Origin of the sequence: Actinophytocola sp. (genome assembly GCF_035762905.1) — a bacterium.
In the GTDB taxonomy this organism is placed as follows: Bacteria; Actinomycetota; Actinomycetes; order Mycobacteriales; family Pseudonocardiaceae; genus DASYTH01.
The window spans coordinates 16803-34994 of the sequence record NZ_DASUCC010000095.1; the positions used below are offsets into that span (position 1 = coordinate 16803).

10 protein-coding genes are annotated in these 18192 nt (G+C 66.8%); 8 read left to right on the forward strand and 2 right to left on the reverse strand.

The features are described from left to right. Window positions 1–235: 235 nt before the first annotated feature. On the reverse strand, window positions 236–4507 hold the full coding sequence (locus tag VFV67_RS18855; RefSeq protein ID WP_326471702.1) for a CHAT domain-containing protein: 4272 nt from the start codon (window positions 4505–4507) through the stop codon (window positions 236–238). Between the two features lie 300 nt (window positions 4508–4807). Between VFV67_RS18855 and VFV67_RS18860 the strand changes: the two genes are divergently transcribed. Further along, window positions 4808–9250: a CHAT domain-containing protein gene (locus VFV67_RS18860; protein WP_326471703.1), complete on the forward strand. Its 4443-nt coding sequence runs from the start codon at window positions 4808–4810 to the stop codon at window positions 9248–9250. An 869-nt stretch (window positions 9251–10119) separates the two neighbouring features. On the opposite strand, the gene VFV67_RS18865 is transcribed toward VFV67_RS18860, so the two are convergent. Next, window positions 10120–11040, reverse strand: a complete 921-nt coding sequence (locus VFV67_RS18865; protein ID WP_326471705.1) for a hypothetical protein — start codon at window positions 11038–11040, stop codon at window positions 10120–10122. Window positions 11041–12139: 1099 nt separating this feature from the next. Between VFV67_RS18865 and VFV67_RS18870 the strand changes: the two genes are divergently transcribed. From VFV67_RS18870 to VFV67_RS18900, 7 genes are read left to right on the forward strand one after another with little or no spacing between them, the layout of a single operon-like run. Next, a complete protein-coding gene (locus VFV67_RS18870; RefSeq protein ID WP_326471707.1) occupies window positions 12140–13021 on the forward strand; it encodes a hypothetical protein in 882 nt (293 codons plus the stop codon). Further along, window positions 13018–13284, forward strand: coding sequence for a hypothetical protein (locus tag VFV67_RS18875; RefSeq protein WP_326471709.1), 267 nt, complete (start codon window positions 13018–13020; stop codon window positions 13282–13284). Before VFV67_RS18870 ends, VFV67_RS18875 begins: the two co-directional genes overlap by 4 nt. Continuing rightward, a complete protein-coding gene (locus tag VFV67_RS18880) occupies window positions 13251–13877 on the forward strand; it encodes a thymidylate synthase (protein ID WP_326471710.1) in 627 nt (208 codons plus the stop codon). The genes VFV67_RS18875 and VFV67_RS18880 overlap by 34 nt, the downstream gene beginning before the upstream one ends. Next, the gene (locus VFV67_RS18885; RefSeq protein ID WP_326471711.1) at window positions 13874–15598 is read left to right on the forward strand and encodes a carbamoyltransferase family protein; all 1725 of its coding nucleotides are present in this window, start codon (window positions 13874–13876) and stop codon (window positions 15596–15598) included. The genes VFV67_RS18880 and VFV67_RS18885 overlap by 4 nt, the downstream gene beginning before the upstream one ends. After that, complete coding sequence (locus VFV67_RS18890) at window positions 15583–16638, forward strand: glycosyltransferase family protein (RefSeq protein ID WP_326471712.1); 1056 nt, start codon at window positions 15583–15585, stop codon at window positions 16636–16638. Before VFV67_RS18885 ends, VFV67_RS18890 begins: the two co-directional genes overlap by 16 nt. Window positions 16639–16689: 51 nt before the next feature. Next, window positions 16690–17211 (forward strand): DNA topology modulation protein FlaR, encoded by a 522-nt coding sequence (locus VFV67_RS18895; protein ID WP_326471713.1) that lies wholly within the window; start codon window positions 16690–16692, stop codon window positions 17209–17211. A 17-nt stretch (window positions 17212–17228) separates the two neighbouring features. After that, complete coding sequence (locus VFV67_RS18900; protein ID WP_326471714.1) at window positions 17229–18062, forward strand: class I SAM-dependent methyltransferase; 834 nt, start codon at window positions 17229–17231, stop codon at window positions 18060–18062. The last annotated feature ends 130 nt before the right edge of the window (window positions 18063–18192 follow it).

Below are 18192 nucleotides of genomic sequence, written 5' to 3' on the forward strand. Positions count from 1 at the left end.
TCTGCCGGTTCGTCGGGCGAGTGGCGCGAATCCCACGCGCTCCCCCGGTATGAACCCCATTCGCCGCTGGCTGGAATGTGAGGGCTGCAACCAACCATCCAAGCGTGGACTGGGCACGCATGTGCGCCTGGTGTGACGCCCCATCCTGTGCGCTCGGCAGCATTTAACCGAACTAGCAGTTGATCTTGCTCGAGGTTATGCCTCATGCGTCACCACTTCCGGCTGGTTAACGCAGCTACGAGCTTTCTGCTAGTGATATTGGTTCCTGTCCAGACTGGGGCGCGAGGTAGTGGCGAAGGGTGGCTATTACTGATTCGAGAACCGGACTGTGACCAGCGAGGTAAACCTTGTCGGGACCGACCGCGATCACGGCCTGGAGTACTCCAGAGAGACCGATTTCACGGGTGCCGTTCACCGCGAGGATCTCCTCGACGACAGCGTTGGCTTGGTCGCTGTCACCTTCCCGGAGTACGCGAATCAGCTTGCCCAGCCAATTGCGGAGCGGCATGAGTGGCCATAGCGTCGGAGGCACCAGGTTGGAATCGGCCAGCGCGGCCAGCGTTCGGCGGATGATAGCGATATCAAATTGGTCACCGGCTACCAGGTTCCAGCCCCGTTCGCCAGCATGGATGCTTTGAAGCGCGCGAGCCAACGCTTTCCAGGTCTTGGTCTTTGATTCGGTTTCCCGTAATGTTTGGTCAACCAGTTTTTTCGCTTGCTCGTCCCCGTCTGCCGAGGCGACGATGCCGGAGATGATCGGGTCCCATGTGGCGAGAAACTGTACGAGGTCCAGGTCGTCTTTTGCGGCGGATGCCAGAATCGTGTCCACCATGTTGGCGAATGCTCGTTTTAGGTTGTCGCGATTGGGCCAATACAAGGATAACAACTGGCCCAATCGTAGGCCGTCGAACTGATCTATTTCCTCCTGTACTGCGTCCAGCGTTGCTGGGACTGCACCCACGGCACGTAGACCTTTGGCAAGCCGGGAAAGCGATTCTGGCACCAATGCTCGACCGATGAGAGTACCCAGGAACGCGCCGACCAGCGTATGCAGGTAGCCGTCCGAAAAGTCTTTCGCATAAACGATGAGGCAACGGCCGAGATCGCTGTGCCCGTCCGCGATGTCTGTGACGTCTCTCGTCAGGTAGAAATAGCGGAGAGCGGTTCGGAGGTGCTCGATCGTGACGTCGCCATGACCCCGTTGGTCTTCGACATGTCCGAGTGCCGCGTGGGTCTTGCCGAGGTGACGCATATCCCGGACCCGTTCGAAGACTTCGCGGCATTCGGATAACACCATGCGGGCCTCTTCGATCCGGCCGAGGCGCAGTAACGGTCCGTAGCAGCTGAATCGGGTGATCGCCGTGTGACCGACTGGTGCGTCACGACGCTTCTCCAACTCGCAGACGGCAGCATAGTAGTCTAGGGCCTCCTGCCAACGTTCGGCCTGGAGGGCCACATTCGCTGATGTCAGTAACAGCTGCTCACGCACCTGCCAGGGCTGGAAGAACTCTCCTTCGCCATCACCTTCCCCGAGTTCGTCCGACTCCTCGCGAAGCTGCCGCATTTCCTCGACAGCGTCGAATTCCTCATGCAGTTGGACCCGGAGTAGCACGCGCTCAGCGCGGAAGCAGAGTCGTGTCTGCGGCCCGCACTCACGCTGAAGCAGATCCTCAATCTTGGAAAGTGACTCGGCCAGCCGCCCGCTCGCCTGGTAGTAATGAGCCAGTTTGTGAGTCATTTTGACGATGTCGGAATTTCGGCCGAACCCGGGCTTCGCAAGCGCGGCAAGAGCCAGGTTCTCCGCTGCGGGCGGGTCTACGACGAGGAGAGCAGACACCAGCAGGCACTGCGCCGACATCTCATCATCGGTGTCTCTAGCGCGGTCGACGATGGCCCGGGTAGCGGGCAACATAGCCTGGACGGTTTCGACTGAATGATCACGGGCAATCAGCTGCTCTAGCATCGCTGCCGCTGTCTGCCAGTCACCGAGACGCAGCAGGTAGGGCACCGCGCCCCGACTGGCCTTACGTACCAGCCAGCCCGTGCGCACCAACCAGTTGTCGTTACCGTCATGTTCGTGTCGACTCGCCACCACAATGCCCGACAGCCACCCGTCGGCGGCTAAGCGGTCCACCTGGGCGCGGAAGTCTGCTTCGGCCAGCGCGTGGCCAACGGCCGCGACGGCGGGATGCACCTGATAAACCAGGATGTCGCCGCCGGGGAATAAGCTGGCCGTGACAAGCCCGGAAACGGCTAGCACTCTCAGTGGCGAGCCAAGGTCCGGCACCTCGGTCTCGCCCATCTGGTGCAGCTTCTCCCAGATACCCTCTACCACCGGCTGGAGCCGGTCATCGCCCTCGAGCAGAGACAGCATGATGAACAGCCGCCCTGCGTCTTCCGTCAACGACCCAACCACGCCTCGGGTCCACGTATCCAGCACCCTTAGGTAGTCATCGGCAACGGCACCGGCCTGCCCGGTGCCGAAAAAGTCCTCCATACGGATGCCGCTCTCACTCCACACCTGATCAGCTTCGGCCAACCTGGCCCGCAGCAACGCCAGCCGCCCATGATCGGCGGCTTGGCGGTCGGCCAGCTCTAGCAGCGCTGGATGGCCTTGGGCGGTGCGCAGGACGCGTACTGCCAACTGCCTGCCATCATCGATCGCCAGGCCAGGAACCGTGCCCTCGATCAAGGCACGTAGATGAGGGAGCTCGCGCGCCAACAGCAACACCTCGTCCGCAGACAGCGGGTTCACAAGGTGCGCTGATATCCGGTCACCGAGGCCGACGATCAGCCGTCGCGAGGTGAGCAGCACTCGTGACAATCCACGGTGTCCGATCAATGCGGCGATCACCTCTCCCCACCGGGCATCTCGCCAGACACCATCATCGGTGACCAGCGACTCCAGGTTGTCCAAGACGAACAACACCCGCACAGTCCGACAGAACTCTGTCAACGTCGGGAGGAAACGCCTCAGTTCATGCGTGTCGTCCAGCCGGTGCCGAAGCGCTAAGCCGGGCAGCGCGGCTTCCAGGCGCTCAGCGAGATCGGCCAACGCATCGGCGACATGGTCGCCCTTGGTGGGTGCCCGGTACCAGACCATGGCGCGGAAACCCTCGCGGTGGGTGTATGCCAATTCCAGCGCGCTGGCGGTTTTCCCGACGCCAGCCATTCCGTACAACAGCACTCCGGAGTGTCCGCTGCCGGGCGCGAGCACCTGACCCGCCTGGGTCAGCACCATCGACCGGCCGACAAAGCGTTCTGGTTGCTCTGGGAACCGCGCCATCTTGCGTACCTGGTGCTCGTCGAACACGACCGGACCGCCCGGCGGTGCAAGCACCACCGCATCGACCGCGCGTGAACCGAACAGAGCGGGTGTGCCGACGGAAATCGCAGGCCATGACGGTGTCGCGGGATCGGGCACAACCTTCGGCAGCGCGAGCGCAAGGGCGCGGGCGACCGGTTGTCCCCGACCCAGCAACAGGCCGTACAACTCCGCGGACAGGCCGATCGCGAACTCGTCCGTGATCGGGTATCGCATTCCAATAGCTGCCACGTCCAACCGGTCGGCAAGGTCGGCTGCCAGCACGGGTATCACCTGGCCAGGCTGCGAACCCTCTGGCCATGACTGCTCGTCGGATAACGGCGATGGTCCCGCCGGTGCTCTGCCGAGCCCGAGCAGGCGTCGATGCTCGGCGATGGTGAGCGCCGCAGACGAGCAGGAAGACAACGTCACCAGCCGCACCCGGTCGGCCGTTGCCCCTAGCATGTCAACCAACTCGCGACCGGTAACTAGGTCCGGGGTGCCATCCTCGTTCTCCAACAGCAGGCCTCCTCCCAAACCGTGCGCCGAAATGTGGATCACGTCCCAACCGTCGGCCTCCTCAACCACTTCCCGTAGTCGTGCCCTGGTAACGCCGTACTGCACTACGCGGAGCAGAATTGACCGATTCTGAGTCTGGGCAACGGCCTGGACAAGGCGGGTCAGTCCGTGTCGTTCACGCCGCAGGTTTAGCACCGAGGTACCCGTCGGCAGGCTGAACAGACCGAGCATCCGCACATGGTCAGTGATCGGTGCCTTGGTGCGGACAGGCCCACGGGCACCTGCCTCAACCTGCATGACCAGACTGACTCGTGCCAGCGCGAGAACCGTGTTTTGCACGCGCGCCAATTCCAGCGGACGGAACGCCAGCACGCGGGCTGCCTCGGGAATCACAACCCGCACGGTGACCGGGGCTCGCGCGACCAGAGCCTCACCCATCGGGCCGAAAACTTCACTGCCGATCCAGCGCCCGAGTTTCGCCATTATGTCGGCTTCCGACACGGTCCGACGATCGGGCGCCGCGTGCAAGCGAAGGTATCGATAGGCGTCGGTAAACGCCTCGTACTGCCAACACGACTCGTCCAGCGACACCTCGTGGTCGGCCAGAAACTCGCCACCGGGACCACTCAGCACCCACCACCACCGACCAGGTCCGTCGAACCGCTTCACTTTCAGCGTGAGCACCAGAACTCCTAGCCAACGCGAACAACGGCGACCGCATTATGGCGCGGCCACCGACGCCCAAGCTGTTCGCATGAAACATGGGGCCAGCCGATGGAGGGTCGAACCACCAGTCGGCCCGATAGCCGTTGCACGATCCGCTTGGCGCACAGTCGGGTCCCCCGGCCCTGCTGAGCTGGGCGGGCCGCAGCACGCTCAAAAGGCCGCCCGCACCGCGGCACAGTACGCTGAGCAGCGTAGAAGCCTCCATACGCACACCCCTTGGTGTCTAAGGTTGAGCCAGGCAGACCAGAGGGGCGGCCGTTGCCCGAGCAACCAACCCTTGAGCAGCTTTTCCTTGCCCTGCGGGAGCGTCTGGAATATCACGAGCGCACCGGCGACACCAAGGCGGTACTGGATCCGCAGGCGTGCGCCCAGGCCGAGGCGTTGCGGGACTTCGGCGTGTACCTGCCCAAGGACGGTGCTTGGCCGCCGCTGGTGCTGGATTGGAACATCACCCGTCTCCTGGCCACGTGGCACTACGCCCGGTCGGAGCTGGACGCGGCGGCATTCCTTTTCTCCTTGGTCGACCGGGTGGCACCGGACGCCGTCCCGGAGCCGTTGCGGGCACGAGTGCGCGCCCTACCCACGCCGGAGGTCGCCGACCTGCCCGGCGTATCCGCCCAGTTCCGCGACGCCTTCGCCCGCTGGGAGGCCGGCGACGTGGACGCGCTGGAGATCATGATCCGGTTGTCGTCCTGGGCCACCGCAGGGACCCCGGACGGCCACCCGGGCAAGCCGATGCTGCTGTCCCACCTGTGCACGGGCCTGCGCTGCCGGTTCGTCCTCAACGGCGACCCGGCCGACCTGGAAGGTGCGGTCGCGGTGGGCCGGCGCTCGGTGGAGCTCGCGCCGGCCGACCACCCGGAGCGGGCGATCATTCTGCACAACTGCAGCTTCGCGCTGCAGGACCGATTCGGCACGACGCGGTCGGCTGAGGATCTCGACGCCGCCATCGACCTGGCCAGAGACGCCGTAGCGGCCATGCCCGAGGACGCGCCGTACCGTGCGGTGTGCCTGTCCAACGCCGGCATGACGCTGATGCGTCGGTTCGAGCGGCGCGGCCAGCGTCCGGATATCACCGAGGCCGTCGCGTCGCTCAGGGCGGCGCTGCGCGCGGCGCCCGCCGGCAACCGGCCGCTCCGGGCGACCCTCCTGATCAACACCGCGCTCGCTCTGCACGCGCGGTTCACGTGGTTCGGCAACCCGGTCGACCTGGACGCCGCCGTGCGCGGGGCCACCGCCGCGGTCCGGGTCTGCCCGCCGAACCACCCCGACACGGCGCGCTTCCTCGCCCACCTCTGCCAGGCGCTCATGACGAGGTTCGAACACCTGACGGACCCGGCCGACGCCGACGCCGCGGTGGACGCCGCCCGGCGCGCCGCCGCCTCGGACGACCGCCCGCCGCGGGCGTACCAGCTCGACACGCTCGGCGCCGCGCTGCGGCATCGCGGACAGCACCGGCACGACCTCGGTGATCTCACTGAGGCCGTACGCGTGCACGAGCAGGCCGTGTCCGCGGTGCCGCACGGATCTGCCGAGCACGCCGGATGTCTGGCCAGCCTGTGCACCAGCCGGTTGGCGTTGTTCGAACACACCGGGCAGCTCGCCGATGTGGACGCTGCCGTGGACGCCGGCCGGCAGGCGCTGCACGACGGCGCGGACGCCGCCGAGCGGTTCGTCATTCTGACGGCCCTCGCCGCGGCGCTGCGGGCCCGAGCCGAACGCACCCGGTCCGCCGGGGATCTCGACGACGCCATCGCGCTCTTCGAGCAGGCGAGCCGAGCCGTCCCTGACGGGCATCCGGCACTGGTGACCTGCCTGTCCGAGTTGGGTTCCGCGCATACGAGCCGGTTCCGGCACACCGGCGACATCGCCGATCTCGACAGGGGCATAACGGCAAGCGAGCGGTCCGTCGAGCTGGCCGGGCAGCACGACACGCGACGCATGATCGACGCGACCAATCTCGCCAACGCATACCGGCTGAGGTTCTTTCACGCAGGAGATCTCGCGGACCTGCACGCGGCCATCGACTGGGGCCGGGAAGCGGTCCTGGCGTCTCCTGACGACGACCCGAACCGGGCGAGCGCGGAGTTCAACCTCGGCAGCAGTATGCAGGCGCGATTCCAGCGCACCGGATCCCTCACCGACCTCGACGAGGCCGTCCGGCTGATGGAGCTCGCCGAGCGGTGCGTCCACTCCGACCACGAGCGGCACGCGGTACTGCTGGCCGGCCTTGGCGCTGCGCTGCGGCTCAGGTACGAGCGCCTGGACCGGCAGGCGGACGGGGACCGGGCGATCGAGTTGTGCCGGCGGGCGGTGGACGTGCTCCCGGCCGGCCACCCGGACCGGGCCGGCCACCTGACCAACCTGGCCGGCGCGCTGAGCGCCCGCTGCATCAGGACCGGGGCGCCGGAGGATTCCGAGGCCGCGGTGGCGGCCGGCCGCGAGGCGCTGCGGCTCACCTCCGGCAAGAACGTCGACCTGGCCACCACCCTGGCCACCCTGGCCAACGCGTTGCGCGAGCGGTACGAGCAGACCTTCGCGCTGTCCGACCTGGACGAGGCGATCCAGGCCCACCGCTCTGCTGTCGACGCCATACCCGCCGACCACCCGTTATGCCCGCTGCTGCAGTCCAACTTCTCCGGTGCCCTGATGTCCCGGTTCCTGCGCACCCGGGACCCGGCCGGTGTGAACGAGATGGTCGGGCTGGCCCGCTCGGCGGTCGAGGCCACACCCGCCGGCCACGCCGACCGGCCGAGGTACCTGTCCAGGTACACCTACGCCCTGCACCTGCGGCACGGCACAACCATGGACTCCGAGGACGCGGAGGCGGAGTTGGCCGCCATCCAGGAAGCGGTGCGGCTCACCTCGGACGACCACCCGAACCGCCTGCTGTATTTGGGCAACCTGGCCGCGGCGCTGCACGACCGCTACCTCCATTCCCAGCGGCGCCTCGATCTCGACGCCGTGATCGAGGCGGCCCGGGCCGCCCTGCGGACGGCCCCTGCCGGCCATCCCGACAACGGCCGAATTCAGCACCACCTGGGCTGGGCGCTGATCAACCGCGCCGAGCGGACCGGGTCGCTTACCGACTTGCAGACCGCGATCGGCCAGTTCCGGGACGTGGCCCGCGCCGCGGCCGCACCGACCGAACTGCGCATCCGCGCCGCCCGCCAGTGGGGCGCCGTGGCCAGCTGGCTGAAACGCTGGGCGGAGGCGGTGGCCGGCTACCGGACCGCGATCGAGCTGCTGCCGCTGCTGGCCTGGCACGGCCTCGACCGCGCGGACCGGGTCAGCGCGCTCGGCGAGTTCACCGGGCTGGCCAGCACGGCCGCGGCCGCCGCGCTGATGCTCGACGACCCGGGGCAAGCGCTGCAGCTACTCGAGCAGGGCCGGGGTGTGCTGCTCGCCCAGGCGCTGGACGCCCGGCGCGACCTGAGCGAGCTGGCCGCGCTCGACCCGGACCTGGCCGCGCGCCTGCGGACCGTTCGGGCCGAGCTGGACTCAACGGGCCCTCCCGCCGCCGACGACGAAGGCGCCGAGCGGGCGCTGGCCGACCGGCGGCGGGAGCTGGCCCGCGAATGGGACACCCTGCTGACCCGGGCCCGGAAACTACCCGGGCTGACGGACTTGCTGCGTCTGCCGTCACTAGACCGGTTGCATGCCGCGGCCGCCGGCGGCCCGGTGGTGGTGATCAACGTCCACCCGCGGCGATGTGACGCTTTGATCGTGACCGCCACTGGGCTGAGCACCGTACGGCTGCGCGGGCTCGACCCGGAGCAGGTCCGAGACCACGCGACCACACTGCTCGACGCCCTTGCCGGCACGGGCGACTCGGTGGCCGGCGCGTGGCGGGCCCAGCGGGCGCTCGACAAGGTGCTCGCCTGGCTGTGGGACACGGTGGCCGAGCCCGTCCTCGACGCGCTGCCGTCCGATCCGGCGCGGCTGTGGTGGTGCCCGACCGGCCTGCTGACCTTCCTGCCGGTGCACGCCGCGGGCCACCACAGCTCCGGTTCGGGACGCACGCTGCTGGACCGGGTGGTCTGCTCCTACACGCCGACCCTGCGGGCGCTCGCCGAGGTCCGGTCCGGCCCACCCGCGCCGGTCAGAATGCTGGCCGTCGGCCAACCGGCGACCCCCGGTCTGTCCCCGCTGCCGCAAGCCATGACCGAGGTGCGCCGGCTGGCGTCCCTGGTGCCCGGGACCACCCTGCTCTGCGCCGACGCGGCCACCCGCCAGGCCGTGCTCACTGCCCTGCCCGACCACACCCACCTGCACTTCGCCGGCCACGGCGGGCAGAACCCGCGCGATGGCGGCGGCGGCGCCCTGTACTGCGCCGACCATCAGCCGGCCGGGCCGATCACCGTCGCGGACATCTCCGGTCTGCGGCTCGCCCGGGCGGAGCTGGTGTTCCTGTCCGCCTGCGAGACCGCGCGCGGGGTGATCTCCGTGCCCGACGAGGCGGTGCACCTGGCCGGCGCGTTGCGGCTCGCGGGTTTCCCGCACGTCGTGGCCACCCAGTGGATGATTAGCGACAAGCACGCGGCGGACATCGCGGAGCACTTCTACACCGGCCTCACCGGCGAGTCCGGCCGACTGGTGAGCTCACGAGCCGCAGCCGCATTGCACGCGGCAGTGCGGCGACTGCGTGACCAGCACGCGTATCCCCTGCTGTGGGCGTCATATATCCACACAGGACCCTAGAATGGCAGCCGCACCAGCCGCGTGGGTTATGTTCACTGCTTGCCAGACCGCATCATCGATGCTGGTACAACGTGCAAGTACAGCTTTTCGGTGGTGACCGGGTAGTCGAGCCGCGGCAGCGCCTGCGAACACAGGTTGAGCAGTGCGATCACTTTGTCACGGGGGCCAGTGGCGCCACACTCACGGCAGTACCAAAGCACGACGAGCAACTCGTTCCGCGAAATGGAATCGGCTTTGGATCGAAACCCGCATCCAACAAGCGCTGAAACAAGCCTGGCTCGACGCCCGCCACACCATCGCCGACCACCCCACCCCACCACCCGTGCCGCCGCGCGACGGGATCATCCGACGCCACCTACCCGAGGACGACAACAGTGCCATGCACCCCACAGGGACCGTCATGAGTGCCACCATCCCAATCCCCCAACCCAGGACGCCGACTAGCACCAACACCACGACACCAAGAAGAAACGCAGATCAAATATGGAGCACAGTACCCCAGAGACACCCCATATTCGATCAAGCCCACAATTGAAGATGATCAACGAAGATCAACAGAGCTGACGAGAAAGGCCGTTGACCTGGTACGACCACGTCAACGGCCACCACACGCCGTCGGACTGAGGGGATTTTGAACCTGCGAATCCTTGACCCCCAGACCACCCCAAGTTTTCGGGTCTGACACTCTCCCCGGAAAATCCCGCCATAGACCCCATTTAGTCAAGTAACGTTTCCGCAGATCAAGTACGGTCTACTCCGTCCACTCTCACATAGGGTGGTCGTGCAAGCACGCACCCCAAGTACGTGAATACCGCCTGAGCCGGTCGCTGTCGCTCGTCGTGTTGCTCGAGCTTCGCTGGTGGGGGCCGTCACATCCCGAACTGGCCGTAGTAGTTCTCGCGCTCACCTTCCTCGATGGCCTCTACCGCACGCAGCAGTTCGGCCGCTCGGGCAGCTACAGTTTGGTCCTGGTCAAGGATGAGCTTGCGGGCAAGATCATTTGGAACGGCGCGCGGCTCGATCCTGGCTACCTCGAGTAGGTCTGCAGCTGCGTATTCTCGGTCGTCCGGGTCATGGCTTGCTGCCATCCGGTCGAAGACCGCTCGGGCTGCGGCGCGGGCCAGCAGCAGCTGTTTCGCACCGGCTCGGGCCGCAGCATGCACGTACCAGTCCTCCGTGCTGGGCAGAGTAAGCCTGCCCAGCAGGGCGATGGGCACGCGACCGGGGATGGCCTTTGCCCACTGCCACATCAGCACTGCCGCACTGCTTCGTAGCGAGTCATCGGCTGACCGGGCGAGACCTTCCACGTCGTCGATCGTGATGAGCATCGGGTCCAGCCGATCAGCGGCCTCCAGCAGCGAGCAGGCGAGCAGCTGAGTCGTGTGATCCCTCGTGGCAGTGGCCACCCGGATAATCGCCTCGACTGCGGCGCGCTGCTGGTTTCGAAACAGCGGCAAGCACAGCCGGTTCACGCGGCGTTCCGCTTCGTCATGATCACCGAGGACGAGGCCGTGCAGCAACTGCTCCACATGAAGCGCAACATCGATATCGGCCATCGCCAGGGAAGCACGTTGTGCAGGTGGGTAGGCGGTGTCCAGCCGATCGAGGGCTTCCTGGATTGCGACCCCGATCTGGCGAACCGCGTCATGGGTCTGCTGCACCTGCAGATGGGTCACATCGTGGTTCAGCTGTGCCGCCAACGGCTTCAGCGGGCCACCCCGCGATGCCCGCGTGACGACTTCCCGCACCAGGTGGGTGGCCAGTGTCTCAGCCAACACCTTGCCCGACACTCCGAGCACATCGGCCGACGAATGGCCCTGCCCAGTCAGCGTGGCGTCGTCCAGGACCGCCAGTTAGCCACCGATGCCGGACCGCAGCGCGTCCAGCACGCTGGTGTGGTTGCCGAACACGTCCTCCGGCACCGGCTTGCTGAAGACCTGATTGATCACCCTGCGCTAGCTGCTCGGCCTGCTCATCGTCGGTTGGGTGCAGATCTCCGGCCGTCGATTGAACCGCCGCCGAGGCGGCCGAGCGCAGTGCCCGCTCCTGCTCCGTGCCGAAGACGAGTGTGGTCAGCTTCTTTCGGCCTGACTCGGCCAGCAACTTGATTACCCAGGACCCAAGATCGAACATGTGCTGCAGTATCCCAGACCCGTTACATTGCACAGGCACCGTGAGCAGCGCCAGGGTGTGGATGCCGATCGAGGGGCCGATACGCGACCGGTGCGGCAAGGCGTGCTCGCTGTTTATCGAAGCCGATCCGACCCGGCGGCGATTCAGTCAAGGTCCGAGGAGTCCTGTACTCGTCCGCTTCGGCCTTCGTGGACCGGGGTCGCGCTTCCCACTAGGCAACCGCTGGCCATGCGACGTCGTCTACCCCCGGCACGCAGACATGTTGACGCGAAACGTCAGGCTAACGATAACTTCAACAGGCCAATGGTCGTGTCTCATTATTGTTCTGCCGACAGAAAGGTCACGAGAATAGACCCGTAGCGGGACTCCACGGGCAATTTATAAAGAGCATAGCTACTGGGCCAGTAGACGCCATCTAGTCAAATCGGTGACCCGACGTAGTCAAGGGGTCAAGCCGAGTTAAACGGGTCTATGAGCGCTGTACCCCAAAGATAACGTCGCTGCGGACGTCATGAAGATCAACAAAAGCGGCTCCCGCAGCCTCCGAGCTGCGAGAACCCGCTTTCGCCGTCGGGCTGACAGGATTTGAACCTGCGACCCCTTGACCCCCAGCGGGCCAAAGGGTTCCACAGATTCCAATTCAGTCCGATCGGCTGGTCAGAGCCCAGAGAAAGTCCAGGTTAGGGCCTCCAATCCGGCCCCGTCCCAGCAGTCTGTGAGACGTGCGTGAGACGTGGACCGCCTAGGAGGTCCACAATGGACGACTCTCGCCATCCAGAACCGCCCACCGTCAACGGGCATCCCGATCCCATCTTGATCCAAGAGAACGGCGCCCCGCCCGATCCCTCGGACCCGGGAAGGTCACACGGAACCGCTGCCGGAACCAACCAGCAACTGACCGACCAGATCCGCAGGTTGCGAGCCGAAGCCCGCCAGGCTGGTGAGCGAATCCCCGGGCGGCCGGCACTGGCGGCAGCGACCGGTGCAACCGAGCACCAGGTTCGAAAGGTCCTGGATGAGATCGCCAGCGAAGACGCCACCAGCCACCAGGCCGCACCAGCTCACACCAGCAATGGCGACAACCCCCACGGAACCCCTTCCGAAGCCTCCCCCACACCCACCCTCGACGAAGATCAACCGACGGAACCGACACCAACCAGCACCAGCCAGGTTCGCCATGGTGCCGATTCGCAGCGCCATCGGCGACCACCCTCGTGGCCGCTGGTGATCATCGGCCTCGCCGCCGCAATCTCCGTCTGGTCCGGCTGGGTCGGCCTCGGCCAACTCGCCGGCTTTGGCATGATCCAACCCCTCCCCGGCGTCTGGGACGACCTCCGCATCAACACCGCGGTCGTCCTCCCCATCTCCGTCGAGGCCTACGCCGCCTACGCCCTGCGCTGCTGGCTCACCACCCGCACCATCACCCCACGCGCCAGAACCTTCGCCCGCCGCTCCGCCATCACCAGCCTGACCATCGGAGCCACCGCCCAAATCGCCTTCCACCTCATGACCGCCGCCGGCCTCAACCACGCCCCCTGGCCCGTCACCGTCGGCGTCGCCACCATCCCCGTCATCGTCCTCGGCCTCGCCACCGCTCTCGCCAACCTCATCAGCGACACCCGAGGGGGTACGGCGTGAGCACGCAACTCCCTCCCCTCCCACCCGGCCCAGCCGACACCACTCACCCTCGTCGAGCGCTCGCCCGGCTCGCCCTGTCCCACGCCTACTACGAAGCAGCCGACTTCGCCGCTGGCGGCGTACCCACCATTAGCGACGAGTACGGCGATCCCTGGGACTACGTCGACCACGCGGCCCGCCTACTCGCCATCGCCCAGGACGTCCTGGCCTGCGTCGCTGGCGTGGCCGGGTGGATCAACTCGACCAGGTTCGCCGCATCCTGACCCGCGATCCGGACTCGCGGCAGGCCGTGATCCAGTTGTTCGATCCCGAGCGCGACACGCGTGGCCACCGAGACGTGCCCTGCACCCTGAACTACCGGTTCTTCCTGCGCGATGGCCGGCTGCACATGCACACCACCATGCGCAGTCAGGATCTCTGGCTCGGCTTCCCCTACGACGTCTTCGCCGCGACCGTGCTCCAGGAGCTGCTCGCGGGCTGGCTGGATGTCGAACTCGGTGAATACCACCACTTCGTCGACTCTCTTCACCTGTACGAGAAGCACACGAACGCGGCAGCCAACCTGGCCGTCGACCCGCCGCCATCACCGGCAACGCCACCGATAGCCACCGAGTGGGAGGGTCTGGCAACGCTGCTGTCCGATGTGGTCGCCGGGTGCGTCCCACTGCACGCCGCCGCGCCATGGCGGGTATTCGCGGCGGTCCTGGCCAGCTACCGATGCTGGACCAGTGGCGACCGCAGCCAAGCCCGAACCACTGCCGCGGCGATTCCCGACGAGTTGGGCCGCGCTCTCGAACGCTGGTACGGCCATCTCGCTGGCCTGATGGCAAGCACCGCTGCCGAGGCCGCGCGATGATCCGGCATACACCCAGGAGTTGCGTTCTCGGGCTGTGCTCGTACACCCACGACTCTGCCGCCGCCCTCATCATCGATGGCGAGCTGGTCGGGTTCGCCGAAGAGGAAAGGCTCGTGGGCGACAAACACACCTCGGCCTACCCCGCGCAGGCCGTCTCCTGGCTCCTTGCCGAAGCTGGAATCGCACCGGAACAGATCACCGTGGTCGGCTACAACTTCCAAGCCCACCGCTACCTCGGCACCCTGGCCCAGACGCCCGGCCAACTCCTCCGTTCCACGACGCGCGGCCGCGCCATCCCGCGAGCACGCAGCTTCATCCGGGTTGCCCGACGCACCCGAGCCCGCCTCGCCGACCTGTCCGCCCGTTTCCCACGGGCCAGGCTCACAGCTGTGCAGCACCACCGCGCCCACGGGTTGTACGCCTTCGCTTCCTCCGCCTACGAGGACGCCGCAGTTCTCGTGGCAGACAGCCTCGGCGAGGTGCAGACCACGACCATTGGTCACGCCCGCGCTCCGCTCAGCGGAGGATGCGAGTACCGCATAACGGAGGCGATCGACGACCCCGCCTCCCTGGGCTACGCCTACGGAGCCGTCACCGAACACCTGGGCTGGCGACGCGGTGACGAGGAGGGCACTGTCATGGCCCTGGCCGCCCTCGGCGACCCGGCCCGCTTCCGAAAGCTTTTCGCCGCAGCCATTCCGCTCACCGACACCGGATTCGCCCTGAACTCCGAGTTGCTGCCCCTGCGCGTCTTGTCCAGCCAGTACGCCCGCATCGCCAGTGCGTTCACCGGTGCCACCTGCCCACCGCGCCGCCCGGACGAACCCCTCGAGCAGGTGCATCGTGACCTGGCCGCTGCGCTCCAGGAACGCACCGAACAGGTTATGCTTCACCTCGCCCAACGCGCCAGGCGCCTAACCGGTTCGGGCCTGCTGTGCCTGGGTGGCGGGGTTGCGGCCAACTGCGTCGCAGTCGGCAAGATCGTCGAAGCCGGGATCTTCGACGAGGTCCATGTGCCGCCCGCCCCCGGCGACTCCGGCACTGCGATCGGCGCAGCCATCGCGCTGCACCTGGCCGGGTCTGGCACGCTGCCCGCCGGCGTCACCGATCGCTGCTATCTCGGGCCGGCCTACCCAGATCTCGACCCTCCCGCCGAACTCCGCCCTGGCCTGTCCGCCCACCGACCCGCCGAGCCGGCCCGGACGTTGGCCCGCCACCTTGCCGACGGCCGCATCGTCGGGTTGTTCCAAGGCAGGCTGGAAGCCGGGCCACGGGCACTGGGCAACCGATCGATCCTGGCCTCTCCATTGCTGCCCGGCGTCGTCGAGCGACTCAACGCCACGGTCAAGTTCCGCGAGCCGTTCCGCCCGTTTGCCCCGATCGTGCTGGCCGACGCGGCTGCCGACTACTTCACCCTCCCCCAGCCTGCGCCCTTCATGTCCATCGCCTCCGGCGTCACCCAACTGACCCGCGACAAGATCCGCGCGGTCGTCCACGTCAACGACACCGCCCGTGTCCAGACACTCACACCCGAGCAGAACCCGTTCCTGGCCCAGGTCCTGACCGAGTTCGCGACCTTGACCGGCCTCCCCGTGGTGATCAATACCTCGCTCAACGTCAAGGGCAAACCGATCTGCGGTACCCCCGAGATGGCCCTGGACTGCCTGGCCGGCAGCGGTCTGGACGCGCTGTTGATGGAAGGCTGGTGGATCACGAAGTGAAGATCGGATACAGCTTCTGGGGATTCCTCGGTTCCGGCGTGACCGACACCCCAGACGGCGGCCGAAGCCACCGTCGGGTCCTGATCGACGGCCTGCGCTCCCGCGGGCACGACCTGTTATTCCTGCAACCCGACCGGGATTTCATCGAGGCTGGCCTGGACCTTTCCGGGACCTACACCTGGGACGTTGGTCTGCCGGAGATCGACATTCTGTTCCTGGAATGGCGCTGGCCGATCCCCCGCCGCAACACGACCTGGTGCGGCGCCGCCGGCCACACTTGCGACCTGCACCGCCAGCAGGAGCTGCTCGACCACTACACGTACGGTCGCGGCACCTTGACGATCTTGTGGGACAAGGACCGACAGCTACCCGCCGATGACCCACTGCGCACCACCGGCAATGTCGTTGTCTGCGAGGCCGCCGTGCACCCAACTCCAGGAGCTGTCTCGCTGCTGTTTCCCATTGCCGACGCCGCGCTGACCGCCGCCGACCCAGCCGCGCTGGCCGCCCGGCAGAGAGACCTGCCGCTGGCCTACGTCGGCAACCAGTACGACCGGGATGCCGCGTTCGACACGTTCTTCGCGCCGGCCGCCGCGTCCCACCGGCATGTCGTCGCCGGGAAGTGGACCCGGACGGACGGCTGGCCCCACGTGACGTTCACCGGCCGCGTGCCGTTTGCCGAGGTAGCCGAGATCTACGGCCGGGCTCTGGCCACAGTGCTGCTACTGCCGGACCGCTACGCCCGCGCAGGGCAGATGACCCAACGGCTGTTCGAGGCGGCCCTGACCGGGTGCCTGCCCCTGACCCCGAGCATGATCCGCAGCGCCGATCGGTTCACTCCTCGATGGCTGCACGTCGACGATAGCTCCGAGGTGGTGGCCAAGCTCACTCACCTGGAGCGCATCGCCGGGACCAGCGAGCATGCGGAGTTGATCAGCGTCTGTCTGCAAGCACTCGACCTGTTCCGCGTGTCGCGTCAACTCGATGCCCTGGACAAAATCCTCGCAGGTTCACCCGGTCGTGAGGTGGCTGCGTCGTGAACCGTCGTGTCTCCGCAAGCCGATCATGGGATGCCGGTAACGTCCGCCCGCGTGGACAGAATCACGATCATCGGCTGCGGAGGATCTGGCAAGACGTACTTGGCCAACAGACTGGCTGCGCTGCTCAGCTTGCCTTTGACCCATTTGGACGGTGTCTACTACGACGCCGACTGGAATCCGTTGCCGCAAGAGGAATTCGCCGCCAAACAGCGCGACCTGGTGTCACCGCCACGATGGATCATCGAAGGCAACTACGCCGGCACCCTGCACATCCGGCTGGACGCTGCCGACACCGTGATCTTCCTCGACCTGCCACCGATCACTTGCCTGATCGGGATTGCTCGGAGGCGGTGGCGCTACCGCGGCGGTCAACACGCGCAAGAGGGTGTCTACGACCGCCTGACCTGGAACTTCATCCGCTACATCTGGGGATATCGCAAGACCATGCGCCCCCGGGTTCAGGGGCTCCTGGCCGAGCATGGGGGCAATGTGCGGTTGATCACCCTGACCAGCCGCAGGCAGGCAGACCGGTTCGTCGCGCAGCTCGAAGCGGAGGCCGCCGCCCGTACCTGATCGCCACCGGGTGGGTGGTGACCCCGAGGATGACGGATTCTCCCTTCACCGACCCCGGTCTGATCGCCGGTTCGCTCTACGCCACGGCCGACCGGCTCACCCAGCGCACCAGTGCACTCCACGCCGCCAAGATCACCGGCGAGGACGCGACGGAGACGATCGCCGACCTCGCCGCGCGATATGGCCCAGCCGAGCCGGTCATGTGTGACATCGGCTGCGGACGCGGCACCACGACGCTGCGCCTGGCCAGCCGTCTTGCCCCGGCACGGCTGATCGCCCTGGACCGTTCACCAGCGCTGCTGACGGTCGTCGCCGATCGAGCGGGCCGTGCCCGGCACCCTGTCGAGACAGTGTGTGCGGACTACCACCACCTGCCACTACTCCCGGCCAGCATCGACACCGCCATCGCCGCCTTCTGCCTCTACCACGCCCTGCACCCCGAGAAGGTCATCGCCGAGATCGCGCGCTGCCTGACCCCAACTGGGCACGCCATCCTGGTCACCAAGTCGGCCGACAGCTACCACGAAATCGACCAAGTGATCGCCGTCTCCGGACTCGACCCGAAGGCGACAAGCCGGCCCAGCCTTTACGCCAGCTTCCACGGCGACGTCGCCACCGAGATCACCGCAACCACGCTCCATGTTGAGCACGTCCTACGGCAACGTCACGTCTTCCGGTTCAGCGGACTCGATCATCTCGCCGCGTATCTGGCCACGTCGCCCAAGTACAAGTTGCCCGAACACCTCACGGGCAAAGCCGCTGAACTGGCCACGGAACTCCGGCACCGGATTCCGGACGAACCGATCACGGCAACGTCCACCATCACCTACCTCGTGGCAGTGCGGCTGTGACCAACGCAAGGTTCGTCAAGCCTTACTCGAACCCAGACCGTGCCGCTGCGGCTCGTGTCCACTGGCGCTGGCTGGCCAGGCTGGGCTCCGACGTTCGTCTGCCTCATCTCCACTCGGCAACAGCTCACGA

Bases quoted from the DNA above. Each gene is read 5' to 3' on its own strand.
- VFV67_RS18870 (WP_326471707.1), top strand. From the start codon at position 12,140: ATGGACGACTCTCGCCATCCAGAACCGCCCACCGTCAACGGGCATCCC.
- VFV67_RS18885 (WP_326471711.1), top strand. From the start codon at position 13,874: ATGATCCGGCATACACCCAGGAGTTGCGTTCTCGGGCTGTGCTCGTAC.